Origin of the sequence: Aerococcus tenax (genome assembly GCF_003286645.3) — a bacterium.
Taxonomy (GTDB): domain Bacteria; phylum Bacillota; class Bacilli; order Lactobacillales; family Aerococcaceae; genus Aerococcus; species Aerococcus tenax.
The window spans coordinates 1707917-1723591 of the sequence record NZ_CP127382.2 but is presented as its reverse complement, the minus strand read 5'-3'; the positions used below and the strand labels follow the sequence as shown (position 1 = coordinate 1723591).

Genomic DNA, 15675 nt, shown 5'->3' with positions numbered 1-15675 from the left:
ACAGCAAGTAAACAAGGACCTTTCCCTAGCGGAAGGTTTTTTCATTTAGGATAAAAAGGAGAGACTTATGGCGACTGAAATTGAACCACAAAAACAATGGTATGTCCTGCATACTTATTCAGGATACGAAAATAAAGTCAAGGAAAACTTGGAAAGCCGGATAACTTCTATGGATATGGAAGAATATATCTTCCGGGTGGTCGTTCCAGAAGAAGAAAAATTACAAAAAACCAAATCAGGCCAAGAAAAAGTAGTGAAGACCCAAACCTTCCCGGGTTATGTCTTCGTAGAAATGATTATGAGTGACGAAGCCTGGTTCGTGGTCCGCAATACCCCTAACGTGACCGGTTTCCTCGGCTCTCACGGTCAAGGGTCTAAGCCCGTCCCCCTACTTCCAGATGAAGTTCACCGTCTCTTACGTTCTCAAGGTATCTCTGCACCTAAACGCGATATTAGCTTTGAAGATGGCGAAGTGGTGGAAGTTATCGATGGCGCCTTCCTTGGTTTAGAGGGTCGGATTGAAGAAATCGACGAAGAACATCAAAAACTCAAATTAACCATTGAAATGTTTGGTCGGGAAACCATTGCTGAAGTGGACTTCGACCAAGTAGATAAACTAGACGCCTAAGTCTAGGGCATTGACGAGGGGAGGAGTAGGACATGGCCTGGTTATGGCTATTTTTATTGGCAGTTCTTATTGGCAGCCTCTTGGGTCAAGTGCTCAACCACAAGGTCAAAGCGGGCGCCATCCTGCCTTGTATCTTCTGGACCTTGCTGGGAGCCGGACTGGGCCAAGTCTTAGTGAGCGGCTGGAATCTCTTTGTGGCCTCGCTATCCTGGCTGACTGTCCTTCCCTTAGCCCTCCTGTTTGGCATGGCCTATAGTGCCTACTATAATTACCGACACCACTACCGTAGTGACCAAATGGAGAAAAGATAAAATATCACTTGCAAAGTGTGTTGCTTTGTGCTTTAATAATAAATTGTGTACGTCCTCTTAGAAGACGCTACAACTGTGGGAGGAGAAATCTTTAAACTCCACTAAACCACAACACGGACAAGAACTAAGGAGGAATGTTTCGTGGCTAAAAAAGTAGACTCAGTTGTTAAATTACAAATCCCTGCTGGGCAAGCAAGCCCTGCACCACCTGTTGGTCCTGCATTAGGTCAAGCGGGTATTAACATTATGGGATTCTGTAAAGAATTTAACGCTAAAACTCAAGAACAACAAGGATACGTTATTCCTGTTGTGATTACTGTTTATGAAGACCGTTCATTTACTTTTGTTACCAAGACCCCACCAGCAGCAGACTTATTGAAGAAAGCCGCTAATGTGGAAAAAGGTTCCGGCGAACCTAACAAGAACAAAGTCGCTACCGTAACAAAAGATCAAGTACGTGAAATTGCAGAAACCAAAATGCAAGATCTTAACGCAGCCGACGTTGAAGCTGCTATGCGTTTGATTGAAGGTACTGCACGTTCAATGGGAATCGTTGTAGAAGGCTAATCCCTAGCAAACGTTGTCTAGATCGCTCAGTCAATCGCCATAACGCCTAATACGGTGTTATGAGTGGGAGGACTATCCGTTAAAACCACATAGGAGGAATGAAATAAAATGGCAAAACAATCTAAGAAATTAAAAGCAGCATACGAAAAAATCGATGCGAACAAAAAATACGATGCCAAAGAGGCTATCGAATTATTAAAAGACATTGACTTCGCTAATTTTGATGCTTCCTTTGAAGTATCTTACCGTTTAGGGATTGAAGTGAAGAAAAACGACCAACAAATCCGTGGGGCTATGGTTCTACCTAAAGGAACCGGTAAGAGCCAAACTGTTTTAGTCTTTGCTCAAGGTGAAAAAGCGCAAGAAGCTAAAGACGCAGGTGCTGATTATGTTGGCGACGACGACTTAGTTCAAAAAATCAACGATGGTTGGATGGACTTCGACGTTGTTGTAGCAACCCCAGATATGATGGGTAAAATCGGTCGTTTAGGTCGGGTATTAGGGCCTAAAGGTTTAATGCCTAACCCTAAAACTGGTACCGTTACCCAAGATGTGACTAAAGCGGTTAACGACATCAAAGCTGGTCAAATTGAATACCGTGCTGACAACGGTGGGAACGTTCATACCTTAATTGGTAAAGTTTCCTTCAGCACTGAAGACTTACTTGAAAACTTCAAGGCTATTCATGATACCTTAGTTCGTGAAAAACCAGCTGCAGCTAAGGGTCGTTACATCAGAAACTTAGTCATCACCACCACCATGGGACCTGGTATCCAAGTGGACCCAAGCTCAATCGGTGAAGACATCTAATTCAATGAATAAAGAAGAGACTGTGATAAAAAATCATAGTCTCTTTTAATTTTTTTAAAAGAAGTGTTGACAAGTTCAAGTGATTTGAGTATTATATTTAATGTTGATTATTTAAATCAAAGCGAACCGAAGACAGTTAGTGGCTTTTGGCCTTAATTTCTAACCGAGGGAGATAATAACACTATAAGCCTTATAGTGTCTGCATAATCTCTGTGTCTTTTGGGGACATGGAGTTTTTTATTGCTTATAAAAAACTCTATCTTATTTTATCGGAGGTGAAACTGAGTGAGTGAACAAGCTATTGCTAAAAAACAACAAGAAGTTGATGCAATTGTTGAACGTATTAATAATTCAATTTCCTTCGTGGTAGTTGACTATTTAGGTCTTACAGTTTCTGAGGTTACTGAGTTGCGTAAACAATTACGTGACGAAGATGTTTTCTTCAAAGTAATTAAGAATACCATGATGCGTCGTGCTTTAGACCAAGCTGGTATTGAATACCATGAAGAAGTCTTCCAAGGACCTACTGCTGTGGCTTTCAGTGCTGAAGATGCTGTTGCACCAGCACGTATCTTAGCAAACTTTGCTAAAGATGCTGATGCCCTAACACTTAAGGGTGGGGTTATCGATGGTAAGATCATGTCTAAAGAAGAAATCCACAAGATTGCTTCCTTACCAAGCCGCGACGGTTTACTATCTATGTTACTTTCTGTATTGCAAGCACCAGTCCGCAACGTGGCTTATGCTGTTAAAGCAGTACAAGACAAGATGGAAGAAGATGCTCCAGCTGAAGCAGCTGAATAATCAGTGGCTTTTAGCTTAATGATGTAGAATCCCAAAGAAATCACTTAAATAAATGGAGGAATTTAAAGATGGCTTTAAATATTGAACAAATTATTGCTGACTTAAAAGAAGCAACAATCTTAGAATTAGCTGACTTAGTATCAGCAATTGAAGAAGAATTCGGCGTTTCTGCTGCAGCTCCTGTAGCAGTTGCAGGTGCAGGTGCTGGTGAAGCAGCAGCTGAAGAAAAAACTGAATTCGACGTTGAATTAACCGAAGCAGGCGCAGCTAAGATCAAAGTGATCAAAGCTGTTCGTGAAGCAACTGGCTTAGGCTTGAAAGAAGCTAAAGACTTAGTTGACGGCGCTCCAGCAGTTGTTAAAGAAGGTCTTCCTAAAGAAGAAGCCGAAGCTCTTAAAGCTGCTATCGAAGAAGCCGGCGGTAAAGCTGAACTTAAATAATAAAATTAGAGTGTGACAGTCACGCCAAAGGACGAAACCACTGGAGCTAAAGAGCAAAAATTCTTGCAAAGAATTTCTTGCACTTTAGTGAAGTGGACGTTCGTCCTGTGACTGGAACACGTTTTGATTAGAGTGTGACAAGCGCGCCAAAGAGCAAGACCACTGGAAGAAAAAGACGTAAAAATTCTTGAAGAGAATTTGTCGTCATTTTCTGAAGTGGACGCTTGCTCTGCGCTTGGAACACGTTTTGGAAATATTTCCATAATTAAAGAGTTGTAACATTGAGTTGCAACTCTTTTTTTTTAGAGTGTGACGGGTGCATCAAAGATCGATAGCACTGGAGCTAAAGAGCAAAAATTCTGAAAAGAATTTCTTGCACTTTAGTGAAGTGGAGATCGATCTGCACCCAGAACACGTTTTAGATATATTCATTATTAAAAGAGTTTAAGATGTTTTGTCTTAAACTCTTTTTTTAATTAGAAGCTTCTTCTATTTTTGACTTTGGCCTTTTAAGAGTCCTGAAAAGGCATATTTTATCTCAAAAAATCCCCTCCAGGTCTGCTATAATAGATAGGACTAAATGGGAAAGGGATTAGTAATGAATAAACGCGTGACCATCCAAGAAGTAGCCGACCAAGCCGGGGTGTCTAAGACCACGGTGTCGCGCTATCTGAATAAGAAATATCATAAAATGTCGCCCGCTACCAAAAAGCGGATAAAGGCCGTCATCGAAGAGCTCGATTACCGGCCCAGCCGTCAAGCTCAGGCGCTCAAGTCCAAGCGCTCTTATTTAATTGGTGTGGTCATTGCCGATATTTCCAATATGTATGCTTCCTTATTGCTCAAGGGGATGAGCCAGGTCTTCAACCAGGCCAAGTGGCAGATGATTATTCTGGATTCCTTAGGGGAGGTCGACTTGGAAAACCAATATCTGGAACGTCTAATTGACCAAAATGTCGACGGGATTATTCTTCAACCAGCGGCCATCACTAGTGAGAATTACCAGTTTATTGAAGACATGCAGCTCCCTCTCATCCTGGCTGACCGAAAAACCTATCCTAGTCAGTGGTTAACCATTGGCACTGATAATGAAGCGGTCATTAGCCGACTCTTTGACCAGGTGAATCTGGCCGACTACCAGTCCTTTGTCGTGGTGAGTGAAGTTCTGGCTCCGGTCTCTACCCGACAAGACCGCTATCAAGCTGTTGTTACAGCCTGTGCTCCTGCTCCCGTTCAATTAATTGAAGTGGGGCAGGAAAATTGGCAGGAAGCGATCTTAGGCTTTGCTGGCCAACAAAAGACGCTCTTTTTCTGCAATAATGGTCGGGTGATGATTGAAGTCTTGCGTATATTGAAGCAAGGACACTTCCAGGTCCCCCAAGAGGTGGGGGTGACGGGCTTTGACGACTGGCACATGACCGATATGATTGGCCCGGGAATTACCAGTATTGAACAACCCACGGAAAGGATTGGGGCAGCCCTAGCGGAAAACTTACTACAAGCCATAGAGTCTCAAAAAATCCTGAAAGCCGGTTACCAGGCCATCCCTTCCCATATTTCTTTACGGTCCTCGGTTTAATGGGAAAACAACTTTTTAGACAAAAAATTTTAAGAATGAAAAGATAAGTGCCTCTAGGGGCACTTTTTTTAATAAATACTATCGAAGCGCTTACATTTTTCCTTGACTTTTCCTGCTTTTGTCTTTATTCTTTAATTAGGAAACCGGTTAACCTACCATTGAAATGGTTAATCTGACAGTGTAGCAAGTAGATTTAGAGGAGGCAATCGATATGCATTTAGATTTTGTAACTTTTGGTGAACCTTTATACATGTTTTATGCTAATGAACCGGGCGCTTTAGAAGACGTCAATAACTGGTCTCGGGCTCTAGCGGGGGCGGAAACCAACGTGGCTGCGGGCTTATGCCGTTTAGGCCACCAAACGGGTCTGGTGACCAAGTTAGGTGAGGACATGCTGGGCCGCTTTATCACCAAGGCCATGGCTAAGGAAGGTATTGATACCACGGGTGTTCAAACCACGGATGAACGCTTTACTGGTTGGTACATTAAGGAAAAGAATGAAGAAGATGACCCAGCTATTGAATACTTCCGTAAGGGTTCAGCGGCTTCAACCATGAGCGTGGAAGACTTTGACGAAGATTATTTTGGCTCGGCAGACTATATGCATGTGACTTCCATCTTTGCCGCTTTATCAGAGGACTGCTATAACTTTTCCAAGAAAGCAGTGGAATACATGCACAAGGCTGGCAAGATGATTTCCTTCGACCCTAACTTGCGTCCGCAATTATGGGACCATGACCGCATGGTTGAATTCGTTAACGAAACCGCTAAATCTGTAGACATCTTCCTACCTGGTTTAGAAGAAGGCAAGATCTTAACGGGTTTAGATAAGGCGGAAGACATCGCTAAATTCTACCTGGACTTGGGTGTGAAAATTGTGATTGTTAAAACCGGAGCTTCCGGAGCCTACTATGCAACTAGTGACGGGAAGAGTGGGCAAGTAGCTGGCTACCAAGTGACGCCAATTGATACCGTTGGCGCCGGCGATGGCTTTGCGGTCGGTGTGATTTCCGGCTTGAAGGAAGGTCTATCCTTAGAAGACAGTATCTTACGCGGTAACGCCATCGGAGCCCGTCAAGTGACCTTTGAAGGCGACAATGACGGCTTGCCTAACCAAGAAGAATTAGAAGAATTTATGGACAATACCAAACGGGCTTAAGAGAGGTGGTCTAAAATGAAAATTGAAAAAACCATTGCTAAAATCCCGGGCGGGAATATTATTGTGCCCCTCTTAGCGGGAACCTTACTTAACACCCTCTGGCCCACAGCCCACGAATACTTTGGTGGGGTGACTGGGGCCTACCTGACCGGGTCATCCGCTGTCTTGTTCTGTTTCTTCTTCTGCGTGGGGGCCTCAGTCAACCTCAATGCTTCTGGGGGCTACATTGCTAAGAAGGGTTTACTCCTATCAGGCGGCCGGCTCTTAATCGCTTTGGCTCTGGGTTTAATTCTTGGTGCCATCCTACCAGCAGAAGGCATTCAAAGCGGCCTCCTCACTGGGGTATCCACTTTGGCAGTAGTGACTGCCTTTAGTCAAACCAATGGGGGACTTTATGTCTCCATTATTCCAGAAGGGCGCGAATATGACCTGGCTGCCTTTCCCATGATTGCTATTCAATCGGGGCCCTTCTTCACTATGTTGATCCTTGGCTTAACCGGGGCCAGCTTCCCATTTGGTTCTATCGTATCTACCCTTTTACCTTTTGCCTTAGGCTTAATTGGAGGAACCTTGGACCCCGATGTGCGCGATAAGTATGCGCCTGGGGTAGGGATTTTGATTCCATTCTTTATCTTTGCCTTAGGTTACACCCTGAACTTTAAGACCATCTTCCAAGCAGGACTTAGCGGCGTGATCGTTGGTGTAGCTGTGGTCTTAGTCACAGGAGGCTTGCTCTCCTTCTTAGATATTAAATGGTTAGGTTCAGACGGGGTAGCGGGTTGGGCCCAATCCTCTACTGCTGGGGCTGCTGTTGCCGTTCCAGCCGTGATTGCAGGAATTTCTGAACAATTCCAACCGGTAGCTGAATCGGCAACCGCCATTGTAGCGACTTCAGTGATCGTGACTGCTATCCTAACTCCATTAGTCACATCCTGGGCGAGAAAACAAGCCGAGAAGAAAAATCTTCCCGAAGCACCAGCTGAAGTTTTAAAAGAAGTGCAAAAATAAATATAAGCCGGGGTTAACCCCTGCTAGTTAATTAACAAGCGATGGTAGAAAAACTAACCATCGCTTTTTTGATTGGTAAATTGTTCTTGTCGCTAGAAAGATCTACCAGTAGAATAGGGGGGAAGGATGTGAGGAAGGATAAGGGAGGGAGATTCCTTGGAAGAAAAGATGAAAAGATCAGCTATAAGGATGTGAGGACGCCGTAAAAGACTTGAATCGCTACGCATACTATATCTGTAACTCGCTGACGCTTCGAACAGCTATAGCAATTGGAGAAAAATATCATAAGCACAGGGAACTGTGCGTTGGAATTTTTTGAAGTGACTTCAAGACTGGCAACCGAACTCAGCTTGCTGACCGTTCAACTTTTCTGAAAGGACATCCCCACCCCCTTCCGAACTCAACTAAGAGAGTGCGACAAGCGCATAAAGAGGGGAGACCATTGGAAGAAGTACGCAGTAAATCCTCAAAGAGAATTTGCAAGGGCTTCTGAAATGGAGCTCACCTCGCGCTTGGAGCAGGTTTAGAAGGATGTGAAGTGATGAGTCATCAATATTTTGAAGATAACAGCCAATTGGCCCATGATAAGAAGACCTGGCAGACTGTGGTCGATGGGCGGACCTATGAATTTATCACCGATAGTGGGGTCTTTTCGCGGGGGCGTTTAGACTATGGCACCCGGGTCATGCTGGAAGCTCTCTTAAAGGAAGGGAAGACTTATCATAAGATCCTGGACTTGGGTTCTGGCTATGGCCCAGTAGGTGTGGTTCTCGGCGACCATTATCCTAAGGCACACTTGGACTTGGTTGATGTCAATGAACGGGCCCTGGCCTTGGCCAAGGAAAATTTAGCCTTGAACCAGGTAGGGCCAGCTAACTTTTACCTTTCTTCGGCCTACCAAGGTATTAGTGAACAAGATTATGACCTGATTATCACTAACCCTCCCATCCGGGCTGGAAAAAAAGTGGTCCATGCCTTTATTGAAGGGGCCTATGACCACTTGAAAGCAGGGGGAGACCTGGTCCTAGTGATCCAGAAGAAACAAGGGGCTCCCAGCGCTAAAAAGAAAATGGAAGAGGTCTTTAATAACGTGACCGAGATTGACCGCGACAAGGGTTATTGGGTCCTGGTCAGTCAACGTTAAGCAGACAAAGGCTATAATTTAGACGGAAATTTTAATAAAAATAAAAATTCTTAGAAAAGCCTTTACATTGTATTAAAAGTGAAAAAAGTCTAGAAAAAAAGCCGCCGCTTATGCCTATTGCTAAGCGGTTTTTTTAATTTTATGAGAAAAAGATGAGAAAAATGAGAAAAACTCTCTTCAGACAGACGGGCTAGTCATAAGTTTTGAAATATAGGCCGGCTTTTGATAGGTTTATTATTGTGTTTTTATTATCAATTGCGAGAGAGGAGAAATTATGGCGTCAATAAAAGTAGAAAATTTGACTAAAATATTTGGCTCAGCCCAAGCCATAGATAAAGCGAAAAAATTAGTGGAAAAGGGTGAATCTAAAGAAGAAATCGTTAACCAAACCGGCGCCACGGTTGGAGTCTATGATGCTTCTTTTGAAGTCAATGATGGCGAAATCTTTGTCATTATGGGACTCTCTGGTTCAGGAAAGTCAACCTTACTGCGGATGCTCAACCGCCTGATTGAACCGACCCATGGCCAAGTAAGTATTGATGGGGAAAGTGTCACCCAAGCCAATGACGAAGAATTGCGCAATATCCGCCGCAAGAAAGTCAGCATGGTTTTCCAAAGTTTTGCGCTTTTCCCTCATAAAACTATTCTCGAAAATACCGAATTTGGTCTAGAAATTCAAGGCGTTGACGGAGAAGAAAGACGGAAACGGGCCCAAGATGCCTTAGAAACCATGGGCCTATCTGCCTACCAAGACCAACTGCCCGAACAACTCTCTGGTGGGATGCAGCAACGGGTAGGTTTGGCGAGAGCTCTAGCTAGCGATACCGACATCCTCTTAATGGATGAAGCCTTCTCAGCCCTAGACCCCTTGATTCGTGCCAATATGCAAGACGAACTCATTGAACTGCAAAGTAAGCTCAATAAGACCATTGTCTTTATTACTCACGACTTGGATGAAGCCTTACGTCTAGGTGACCGTATTGTCTTGATGCGTAACGGCCACATTGAACAAATTGGTACCGGGGAAGAAATCTTAGAAAATCCTGCCAATGACTATGTAGAAACCTTCGTTGGCGGCGTGGACCGGTCCAAGGTCTTTACTGCAGAGAACGCCATGGAAGCCCCTGGCTATGTCTTCAATAAGGACCGGGTCGGTGCTCGCGTGGCCTTGAAGATTATGCAAAACGAACATACCTCGACCTTGTATGTCATTGACAGCGATCGTAAAATTCATGGTTATGTCACTGACAAGGACCTGGCTGACTTAATCCGTCAAAATAAACATACTAAGAATATTCATGTGGACGAAATTATCCGTACCGATAATCCTTTGGTCAACCGCAATACCCCAATTAACGAAATGTATGACTTGATGAGTGATACTAATATGCCGATTGCGGTGGTTGACGATGACGAACGTCTACTTGGCTATGTGGACCGGCGCTTAGTGATCGACCAATTATCCGGACAAGGAGGCGATAACAATGAATAATATCCTATTATTTCCCTTAGAACCCCTACCAGTTGCTGAATGGATTGAAGCAGCTACCTCTTGGTTAACGACAACTTTCTCAGGACTCTTTGATGTTATCCAAAGTATCGGTTCAACGGTGATGAACTCGGTGAATGATGTCTTACTGTGGTTCCCGCCCTTCCTTTTCATTCTCCTAGTGGCTGTTTTGGCTTACTTTGCCACCAACCGGCGCTTTGGCGTTCCAGTCTTTGTCTTGCTTGGTTTAGGCTACGTTCTTAACCAAGGTTTGTGGAGCCAGTTGACGCAAACCATTACCTTGGTCCTGATTTCCTCCTTGGTATCCATTATTATTGGGATTCCATTAGGGATTTTATCGGCCAAGAGTAAGTGGGTTCATATTATCCTCAAACCAATTCTGGACTTTATGCAAACCATGCCGGCCTTTGTTTACCTGATTCCGGCAGTAGCTTTCTTTGGAATTGGGATGGTACCGGGAGTCTTCGCTTCTGTGATCTTTGCCCTCCCACCAACGGTTCGTTTTACCGAATTGGGGATTACCCAAATTTCTACCGAATTGATCGAGGCAGCCGACGCTTTCGGGTCAACCCCATGGCAAAAACTCTTTAAGGTAGAACTTCCCTTAGCCCAAGCCACCATTATGGCTGGGGTTAACCAAACCGTAATGCTAGCTCTTTCCATGGTTGTTACTGGGTCCATGATTGGGGCACCCGGTTTAGGACGCGATGTCTTATCGGCCTTACAACGGGCCCAAGTCGGTAGTGGTTTCGTGGCTGGTTTAGCTATCGTTATCTTAGCGATCGTGGTGGACCGGATTACTAATGGCTTTGCCTCACGTGACAAGTAAAGGAGGATGAATAGTGTTTAAAAAAATTGCCCTCGCGCTCTTAGCTGTCCTTGGCTTACTCCTAACCTTTGGGAGTGAAGATTCCTATAAAAGTAGCCTCTTTTCAGGGGGCGGAGCTGGTGGCGAAAGAGTCACCTTGGCCTATGTGAACTGGGACAGTGAAGTGGCTTCAACTCACTTAATTGGAGAAGTCTTGCGAAATGAAGGCTTTCAAGTGGAAATGGTTCCCTTAGATAATGCTATTATGTGGTCGTCCATCGCTAGTGGTGAATCGGATGCTATGGTATCAGCCTGGTTACCGATTACCCACGCTGACCAATTAGAAAAATACGGCGACCAAATTGTCCATGCTGGGCAAAGCTTGGATAGCGCTCGAATTGGCTTTGTTGTTCCAACTTATATGGATCAAGTGGATTCCATTGAAGATCTTACTACTGAAGCCGGTCAAAAGATTACTGGGATTGAACCTGGAGCTGGGACCATGCAAACGTCAGCTCGTGTTCTAGAAGAATATCCTAATCTTTCTGATTGGACCCTTGAATCTTCTTCCTCTGGAGCCATGACAGCTTCTTTAGGCCAAGCCTATAATAACCAAGAGGAAATTGTTGTCACTGGCTGGAATCCCCACTGGATCTTTGCTAAGTATGACTTAAAATATTTAGATGATCCTAAAGGAGTCTTCGGAGAAGAAGAGTCGATCCACACCTTCACCCGTCAAGGCTTCCAAGAAGATAATCCTCGGGCTTATCAAATCCTAGCCAACTTCCATTGGACCCTTGAAGATATGGAATCCGTGATGTTAGATATTGCTAACGGGACGGATCCTAGTCAAGCGGCTCAAAAATGGATTGAAGCCAATCCAGACAAGGTCAGTGAATGGACAGCGGAATAGGTCATTCACTGACTCAAGCAAGAAAATAAAAAACATGATTTCACAAGCAAGCTTTTTTTGAAAAGAAAGCTTGCTTTTTTGTTTGTTGTCATAGTATAATGAATCTGTGAAATAAATCACTAACTTTGGTTGCTAACAAAGGAAAAAGCAATTATTAAGAAAGGGAGTTATTCGAATGACAAAAGCAATGAAGTCCTTAGAGTTTCATTTTCATAATGGTGGGGTATGGGAAATCCCTATGGAGCATGTAGGGGATATCTGGATTGGCCGGATTACCACTTCTTATGGTCGGATTAACGGCCAAGGCGATATTGTCGAAATTCACCCATGTAAGACCTTCAAGATTGAAATCCTTCCTGATGCTGACGTTTTCCAATCCAACAGTATCGTGCAAGGCGGCTTAATGGGTGGGATGTTTGAAAATGTGGTTAATAATAATGACCTAGAATACCTCACCATCCGTTGGTCAAGCGGCCGGGAGTCAGAAATCTACTTCCCATTTAAGGCCTCTACCACCGATAAGGTCGATAATGTTTACATGAGCTCTAAAGTGAAAGATAATGGGAATCTTTATATTGTGATTAATCGTGAAGCCACTGTTGATGACATCTTTGAATAAGCGAATGGAATAGCCTTCATTCGATGAGAAGTCGGGACTGAACGTTCTGACTTCTTTTTTCATATTTTAAGAAAGTTTAACTTATGCTATCATAGGGAACATAAAAATTAAGGAGGTTTACTGCTTATGAACGCGGTAATTACTGTTGTAGGTATTGATCAAGTTGGGATTTTGGCTAAGGTAAGTACGGCCTGTGCCGAGAACCAGGTGAATATTGTGGATGTCGCTCAAACGGTAATGGATAATTATTTCACCATGACCATGCTTGTGACAGTCGATGAAGGGCAAGTTGCTTTTGATGATTTCCAAGAAAGCGTCGAAAACTTAATACCAGGTATGCAGATTACGGTCATGCACGAAGATATCTTTAAGGCCATGCATCGCTTATAGGAGGCAGACTCGTGATTGAAATTAATGATATTCTAGAAACCGTCAATATGATTGCCAAGGACCACCTCGATGTCCGTACCATCACGATGGGGATCTCCTTACTCGATTGTTGTGACACCGATATCGAGCGGTCCTGTGAGAAAATCAAACAAAAAATCAGCCAAAAGGCTAAAGACCTGGTACCGGTGGCTGACCAGCTGAGTCGGCAATTGGGGATTCCTATTATTAATAAACGGCTTTCGGTGACTCCGATTGCCCATCTGGTAGCTGTTTCTGGTGGAGACCCCGTGCGTTACGCCAAATGCTTGGACCAAGTGACTAAGGATATTGGGATCGACCTAGTCGGGGGTTATTCTGCCCTAGTTCAAAAAGGCTTTGCTGCGGGAGACCGGGCCTTAATTGAATCCATCCCCCAAGCTTTAAGTGAAACCGACAATGTCTGTTCTTCGGTCAATATCGGTTCCACCCGGTCAGGGATTAACCTAGATGCTGTGGCCTTAATGGGGGAAACCATCCGCCAAGCTGCTGAAGTCACCCAAGACCGTCAATGTGTTGGGGCTACCAAGTTGGTTGTTTTCTGTAATGCGGTAGAGGATAATCCTTTTATGGCGGGGGCCTTCCACGGGAGTGGGGAAGCCGATTGCGAGATCAATGTCGGGGTTTCTGGGCCTGGAGTCGTCCGTCAAGCCTTAGACCGTCTGCCTAAAGACGCGCCGATTAACCAAGTGGCTGAAACTATTAAGAAGACCGCCTTCAAAGTGACCCGGATGGGGCAGTTGATCGGTAGCCAAGCTTCAAAAGCCTTAGGGGTACCCTTTGGGATTGTCGATATTTCTCTAGCCCCTACCCCTGCGGTGGGCGACTCGGTGGCTCGCATCTTAGAAAGTATGGGACTTGAAACTGTGGGTGGTCACGGAACCGTAGCGACCCTGGCCCTCTTGAATGATGCAGTCAAGAAGGGTGGCTTAATGGCAGCTGAACGGGTCGGGGGGCTCTCAGGGGCCTTTATCCCAGTTTCTGAAGACGAAGGCATGATTGCGGGCGCTCAAGCTGGGATCTTAGACTTACAAACCTTGACGGCCATGACGGCGGTCTGCTCGGTGGGGCTGGATATGATTGCCGTGCCTGGTGAAACCACCGCTGAAGTCTTAGCAGCCATTATCGCTGATGAAGCCGCCATTGGGATGATTAATGGGAAGACCACGGCAGTGCGTTTAATCCCAGCCATTGGTTACCAAGCCGGGGACTGCTTGGAATTTGGGGGTCTCTTTGGTTCAGCGCCCATCATGCCGCTAAAGACCTCTTCGCCGGAAGTCTTTATCCGTCGCGGAGGCCACATCCCTGCACCAATTCAAGGTTTGAAAAATTAAGCAGTAAACTATCGATTATTGAGTCAAGAGACTGGGAATCATGCCCAGTCTTTTTTACTTTATTTTTACAAAATTCATTTTAATTTTACGGCAAATTTACTCTGCCTTAATAAAGGCTGGTTAGAATAAGGATGATGTGATTAGGGTGACCAGTTTTAATGGCTGAAACAGGAAGATAAGGAGATGCCAAACACAAATGAAATTATATGCCCACCGTGGCTATAGCGCCCGCTATCCGGAAAATACTATGTTGTCCTTTATTAAGGCTTATGAAGCTGGGGCGGATGGGATTGAGTGTGATGTCCAATTGACCCTGGATGGCCAGGTGGTGATTTGCCACGATGAGCGTTTAGACCGGACCGCTAATGCCAGGGGCTGGCTACGTGACTATAACTATGCGGACTTGCGTGGCCTCCGCTTTGACCGTCTCCATCCCCAGGACTATAATCTCGACCTAGTTCGTATTCCTCACTTAAGTGAGCTACTAGCTTGGGCGGCTCCCTTGAACTTGGCCTTGAATATTGAACTCAAGACTGGCTTCTTCCCTTATCCTGGCTTAGTTGAAGCGGTGGTTGACTTAGTCGAAGACTACCAGATGCAAGACAGGGTGATTATCTCTTCTTTTAACCACCAGAGTATTCTTAAGGTCAAGGCCCTAGCCCCTCATTTGGCTTGCGCTTTCTTACAGGAAGACTATCTGGAAAATCCAGGAGCCTATTGCGCTGCTAGGGGAGTGGACTACTATCACCCTGACTATAAGTTGCTTGACCCAGCTACGGTGAACAACTTGCATGACCATGGGATTAAGATTAATGCATGGACGGTCGATGATCGTAAGGTCTACCAAAAATTTAAAGGCTGGGACCTGGCTGGTGTGATTAGCAATGATAGTCACTACTTAGAAAATGCTCCCGTTTTGGCCAGTTATTAACATTGTTTGTGGAAAAGTAAAAACCAGCAGGAAATTTGATCCTGCTGGTTTTATTTCGCGCTTGTCGCACTCTTTTATTCCCATTTGTCTTGGATAAATTGGTGGCGGGCGATGGCGCTTTCGTCGGCTTGGTATTTATCGGGACTCTTCTTATAGAAGTCTTGGTGGTAGTCTTCTGCTGGGTAGAAGGTTCCGGCGGGAGTGATTTGGGTGACGATGGGGTCATCGAAACGCCCGCTAGCGGCTAGGGCTGCTTTGGAAGTTTCAGCGGCTTGGCGTTGGTCTTCAGATAGGTAGAAGATCTCGGGACGGTATGATGAACCCCGATCTTCAAACTGGCCCATAGCGTCGGTAGGGTCGGTTTGTTGCCAGTAAATCTCCAGTAATTCTTCGTAGGTGATGATGGCGTTATCGAAGCTGATCTCTACCGCTTCCGTGTGGCCGGTTTTGCCACTTTTGACTTCTTGGTAGCTGGGGTTAGCGATGTGTCCTCCTGTATAACCAGAAACGACCGCTTCAATGCCTGGCAATTGGTCGAAGGGTTGGACCATGCACCAGAAACAGCCTCCCGCAAAGATTGCACGTTCTATAGCCATAATAACATCCTTCCTCTTTTCTATTTTGAAACTATTATACAAAAGCTCTGGCTAAGAAGCCATTAAAGAATCATCCTTTAAGAAAAAA

At 44.8% G+C, this 15675-nt stretch carries 16 protein-coding genes, 1 pseudogene and 1 other annotated feature; of the genes and pseudogenes, 16 read left to right on the top strand and 1 reads right to left on the bottom strand.

Annotation, left to right across the window (positions count from 1 at the left end; genetic code table 11):
• The first annotated feature begins 67 nt into the window (after positions 1 to 67).
• The 16 genes and pseudogenes from nusG (at position 68) to DBT50_RS08000 (ending at position 14991) form a co-directional block, all read left to right on the top strand.
• On the top strand, positions 68 to 628 hold the full coding sequence (nusG, locus tag DBT50_RS08075; protein ID WP_060778764.1) for a transcription termination/antitermination protein NusG: 561 nt from the start codon (positions 68 to 70) through the stop codon (positions 626 to 628).
• A 32-nt stretch (positions 629 to 660) separates the two neighbouring features.
• Positions 661 to 939 (top strand): hypothetical protein, encoded by a 279-nt coding sequence (locus tag DBT50_RS08070; RefSeq protein ID WP_111822284.1) that lies wholly within the window; start codon positions 661 to 663, stop codon positions 937 to 939.
• Between the two features lie 141 nt (positions 940 to 1080).
• Positions 1081 to 1506 (top strand): 50S ribosomal protein L11, encoded by a 426-nt coding sequence (rplK, locus tag DBT50_RS08065; protein ID WP_013669514.1) that lies wholly within the window; start codon positions 1081 to 1083, stop codon positions 1504 to 1506.
• A 108-nt stretch (positions 1507 to 1614) separates the two neighbouring features.
• Positions 1615 to 2316 carry a 50S ribosomal protein L1 gene (gene rplA / locus DBT50_RS08060; protein WP_111822285.1) on the top strand — a complete coding sequence of 234 codons (702 nt, stop codon included), beginning with the start codon at positions 1615 to 1617 and terminating at the stop codon, positions 2314 to 2316.
• 108 nt (positions 2317 to 2424) lie between these two features.
• Positions 2425 to 2564 (top strand) — a sequence feature (ribosomal protein L10 leader region).
• A 37-nt stretch (positions 2565 to 2601) separates the two neighbouring features.
• Positions 2602 to 3120: a 50S ribosomal protein L10 gene (gene rplJ / locus DBT50_RS08055; protein ID WP_013668520.1), complete on the top strand. Its 519-nt coding sequence runs from the start codon at positions 2602 to 2604 to the stop codon at positions 3118 to 3120.
• Positions 3121 to 3188: 68 nt separating this feature from the next.
• Positions 3189 to 3560: a 50S ribosomal protein L7/L12 gene (gene rplL, locus DBT50_RS08050; RefSeq protein ID WP_013669121.1), complete on the top strand. Its 372-nt coding sequence runs from the start codon at positions 3189 to 3191 to the stop codon at positions 3558 to 3560.
• 598 nt (positions 3561 to 4158) lie between these two features.
• Positions 4159 to 5139: a LacI family DNA-binding transcriptional regulator gene (locus DBT50_RS08045; protein ID WP_111822286.1), complete on the top strand. Its 981-nt coding sequence runs from the start codon at positions 4159 to 4161 to the stop codon at positions 5137 to 5139.
• Positions 5140 to 5350: 211 nt separating this feature from the next.
• Positions 5351 to 6298: a sugar kinase gene (locus DBT50_RS08040; RefSeq protein ID WP_111852078.1), complete on the top strand. Its 948-nt coding sequence runs from the start codon at positions 5351 to 5353 to the stop codon at positions 6296 to 6298.
• Between the two features lie 15 nt (positions 6299 to 6313).
• Positions 6314 to 7306: a 2-keto-3-deoxygluconate permease gene (locus DBT50_RS08035; RefSeq protein ID WP_111852079.1), complete on the top strand. Its 993-nt coding sequence runs from the start codon at positions 6314 to 6316 to the stop codon at positions 7304 to 7306.
• A gap of 541 nt (positions 7307 to 7847) precedes the next feature.
• Positions 7848 to 8450 (top strand): class I SAM-dependent methyltransferase, encoded by a 603-nt coding sequence (locus tag DBT50_RS08030; RefSeq protein WP_111852080.1) that lies wholly within the window; start codon positions 7848 to 7850, stop codon positions 8448 to 8450.
• A 274-nt stretch (positions 8451 to 8724) separates the two neighbouring features.
• Positions 8725 to 9942 carry a quaternary amine ABC transporter ATP-binding protein gene (locus DBT50_RS08025; protein ID WP_111852081.1) on the top strand — a complete coding sequence of 406 codons (1218 nt, stop codon included), beginning with the start codon at positions 8725 to 8727 and terminating at the stop codon, positions 9940 to 9942.
• Positions 9935 to 11681: pseudogene (locus tag DBT50_RS08020) on the top strand (ABC transporter permease/substrate binding protein). The gene DBT50_RS08025 and the pseudogene DBT50_RS08020 overlap by 8 nt, the downstream one beginning before the upstream one ends.
• Before the next feature lie 175 nt (positions 11682 to 11856).
• On the top strand, positions 11857 to 12300 hold the full coding sequence (locus tag DBT50_RS08015) for a hypothetical protein (protein WP_070558282.1): 444 nt from the start codon (positions 11857 to 11859) through the stop codon (positions 12298 to 12300).
• A gap of 126 nt (positions 12301 to 12426) precedes the next feature.
• Positions 12427 to 12690, top strand: a complete 264-nt coding sequence (locus DBT50_RS08010) for an ACT domain-containing protein (RefSeq protein ID WP_060778753.1) — start codon at positions 12427 to 12429, stop codon at positions 12688 to 12690.
• A gap of 14 nt (positions 12691 to 12704) precedes the next feature.
• Positions 12705 to 14060: a PFL family protein gene (locus DBT50_RS08005; protein ID WP_198434783.1), complete on the top strand. Its 1356-nt coding sequence runs from the start codon at positions 12705 to 12707 to the stop codon at positions 14058 to 14060.
• A 196-nt stretch (positions 14061 to 14256) separates the two neighbouring features.
• Positions 14257 to 14991: a glycerophosphodiester phosphodiesterase gene (locus tag DBT50_RS08000; RefSeq protein WP_111852085.1), complete on the top strand. Its 735-nt coding sequence runs from the start codon at positions 14257 to 14259 to the stop codon at positions 14989 to 14991.
• Between the two features lie 74 nt (positions 14992 to 15065).
• Here DBT50_RS08000 and msrA read toward each other — a convergent pair whose 3' ends face one another.
• On the bottom strand, positions 15066 to 15587 hold the full coding sequence (gene msrA / locus DBT50_RS07995) for a peptide-methionine (S)-S-oxide reductase MsrA (RefSeq protein ID WP_111852086.1): 522 nt from the start codon (positions 15585 to 15587) through the stop codon (positions 15066 to 15068).
• Positions 15588 to 15675 lie beyond the last annotated feature (88 nt).

Excerpts from the sequence above, each read along its gene's own strand:
- nusG (WP_060778764.1), top strand. The coding sequence starts at position 68 with ATGGCGACTGAAATTGAACCACAAAAACAATGGTATGTCCTGCATACT.
- DBT50_RS08070 (WP_111822284.1), top strand. The coding sequence starts at position 661 with ATGGCCTGGTTATGGCTATTTTTATTGGCAGTTCTTATTGGCAGCCTC.
- rplA (WP_111822285.1), top strand. The coding sequence starts at position 1,615 with ATGGCAAAACAATCTAAGAAATTAAAAGCAGCATACGAAAAAATCGAT.
- rplL (WP_013669121.1), top strand. The coding sequence starts at position 3,189 with ATGGCTTTAAATATTGAACAAATTATTGCTGACTTAAAAGAAGCAACA.
- DBT50_RS08045 (WP_111822286.1), top strand. The coding sequence starts at position 4,159 with ATGAATAAACGCGTGACCATCCAAGAAGTAGCCGACCAAGCCGGGGTG.
- DBT50_RS08040 (WP_111852078.1), top strand. The coding sequence starts at position 5,351 with ATGCATTTAGATTTTGTAACTTTTGGTGAACCTTTATACATGTTTTAT.
- DBT50_RS08035 (WP_111852079.1), top strand. The coding sequence starts at position 6,314 with ATGAAAATTGAAAAAACCATTGCTAAAATCCCGGGCGGGAATATTATT.
- DBT50_RS08030 (WP_111852080.1), top strand. The coding sequence starts at position 7,848 with ATGAGTCATCAATATTTTGAAGATAACAGCCAATTGGCCCATGATAAG.
- DBT50_RS08025 (WP_111852081.1), top strand. The coding sequence starts at position 8,725 with ATGGCGTCAATAAAAGTAGAAAATTTGACTAAAATATTTGGCTCAGCC.
- DBT50_RS08015 (WP_070558282.1), top strand. The coding sequence starts at position 11,857 with ATGACAAAAGCAATGAAGTCCTTAGAGTTTCATTTTCATAATGGTGGG.
- DBT50_RS08010 (WP_060778753.1), top strand. The coding sequence starts at position 12,427 with ATGAACGCGGTAATTACTGTTGTAGGTATTGATCAAGTTGGGATTTTG.
- DBT50_RS08000 (WP_111852085.1), top strand. The coding sequence starts at position 14,257 with ATGAAATTATATGCCCACCGTGGCTATAGCGCCCGCTATCCGGAAAAT.
- msrA (WP_111852086.1), bottom strand. The coding sequence starts at position 15,587 with ATGGCTATAGAACGTGCAATCTTTGCGGGAGGCTGTTTCTGGTGCATG.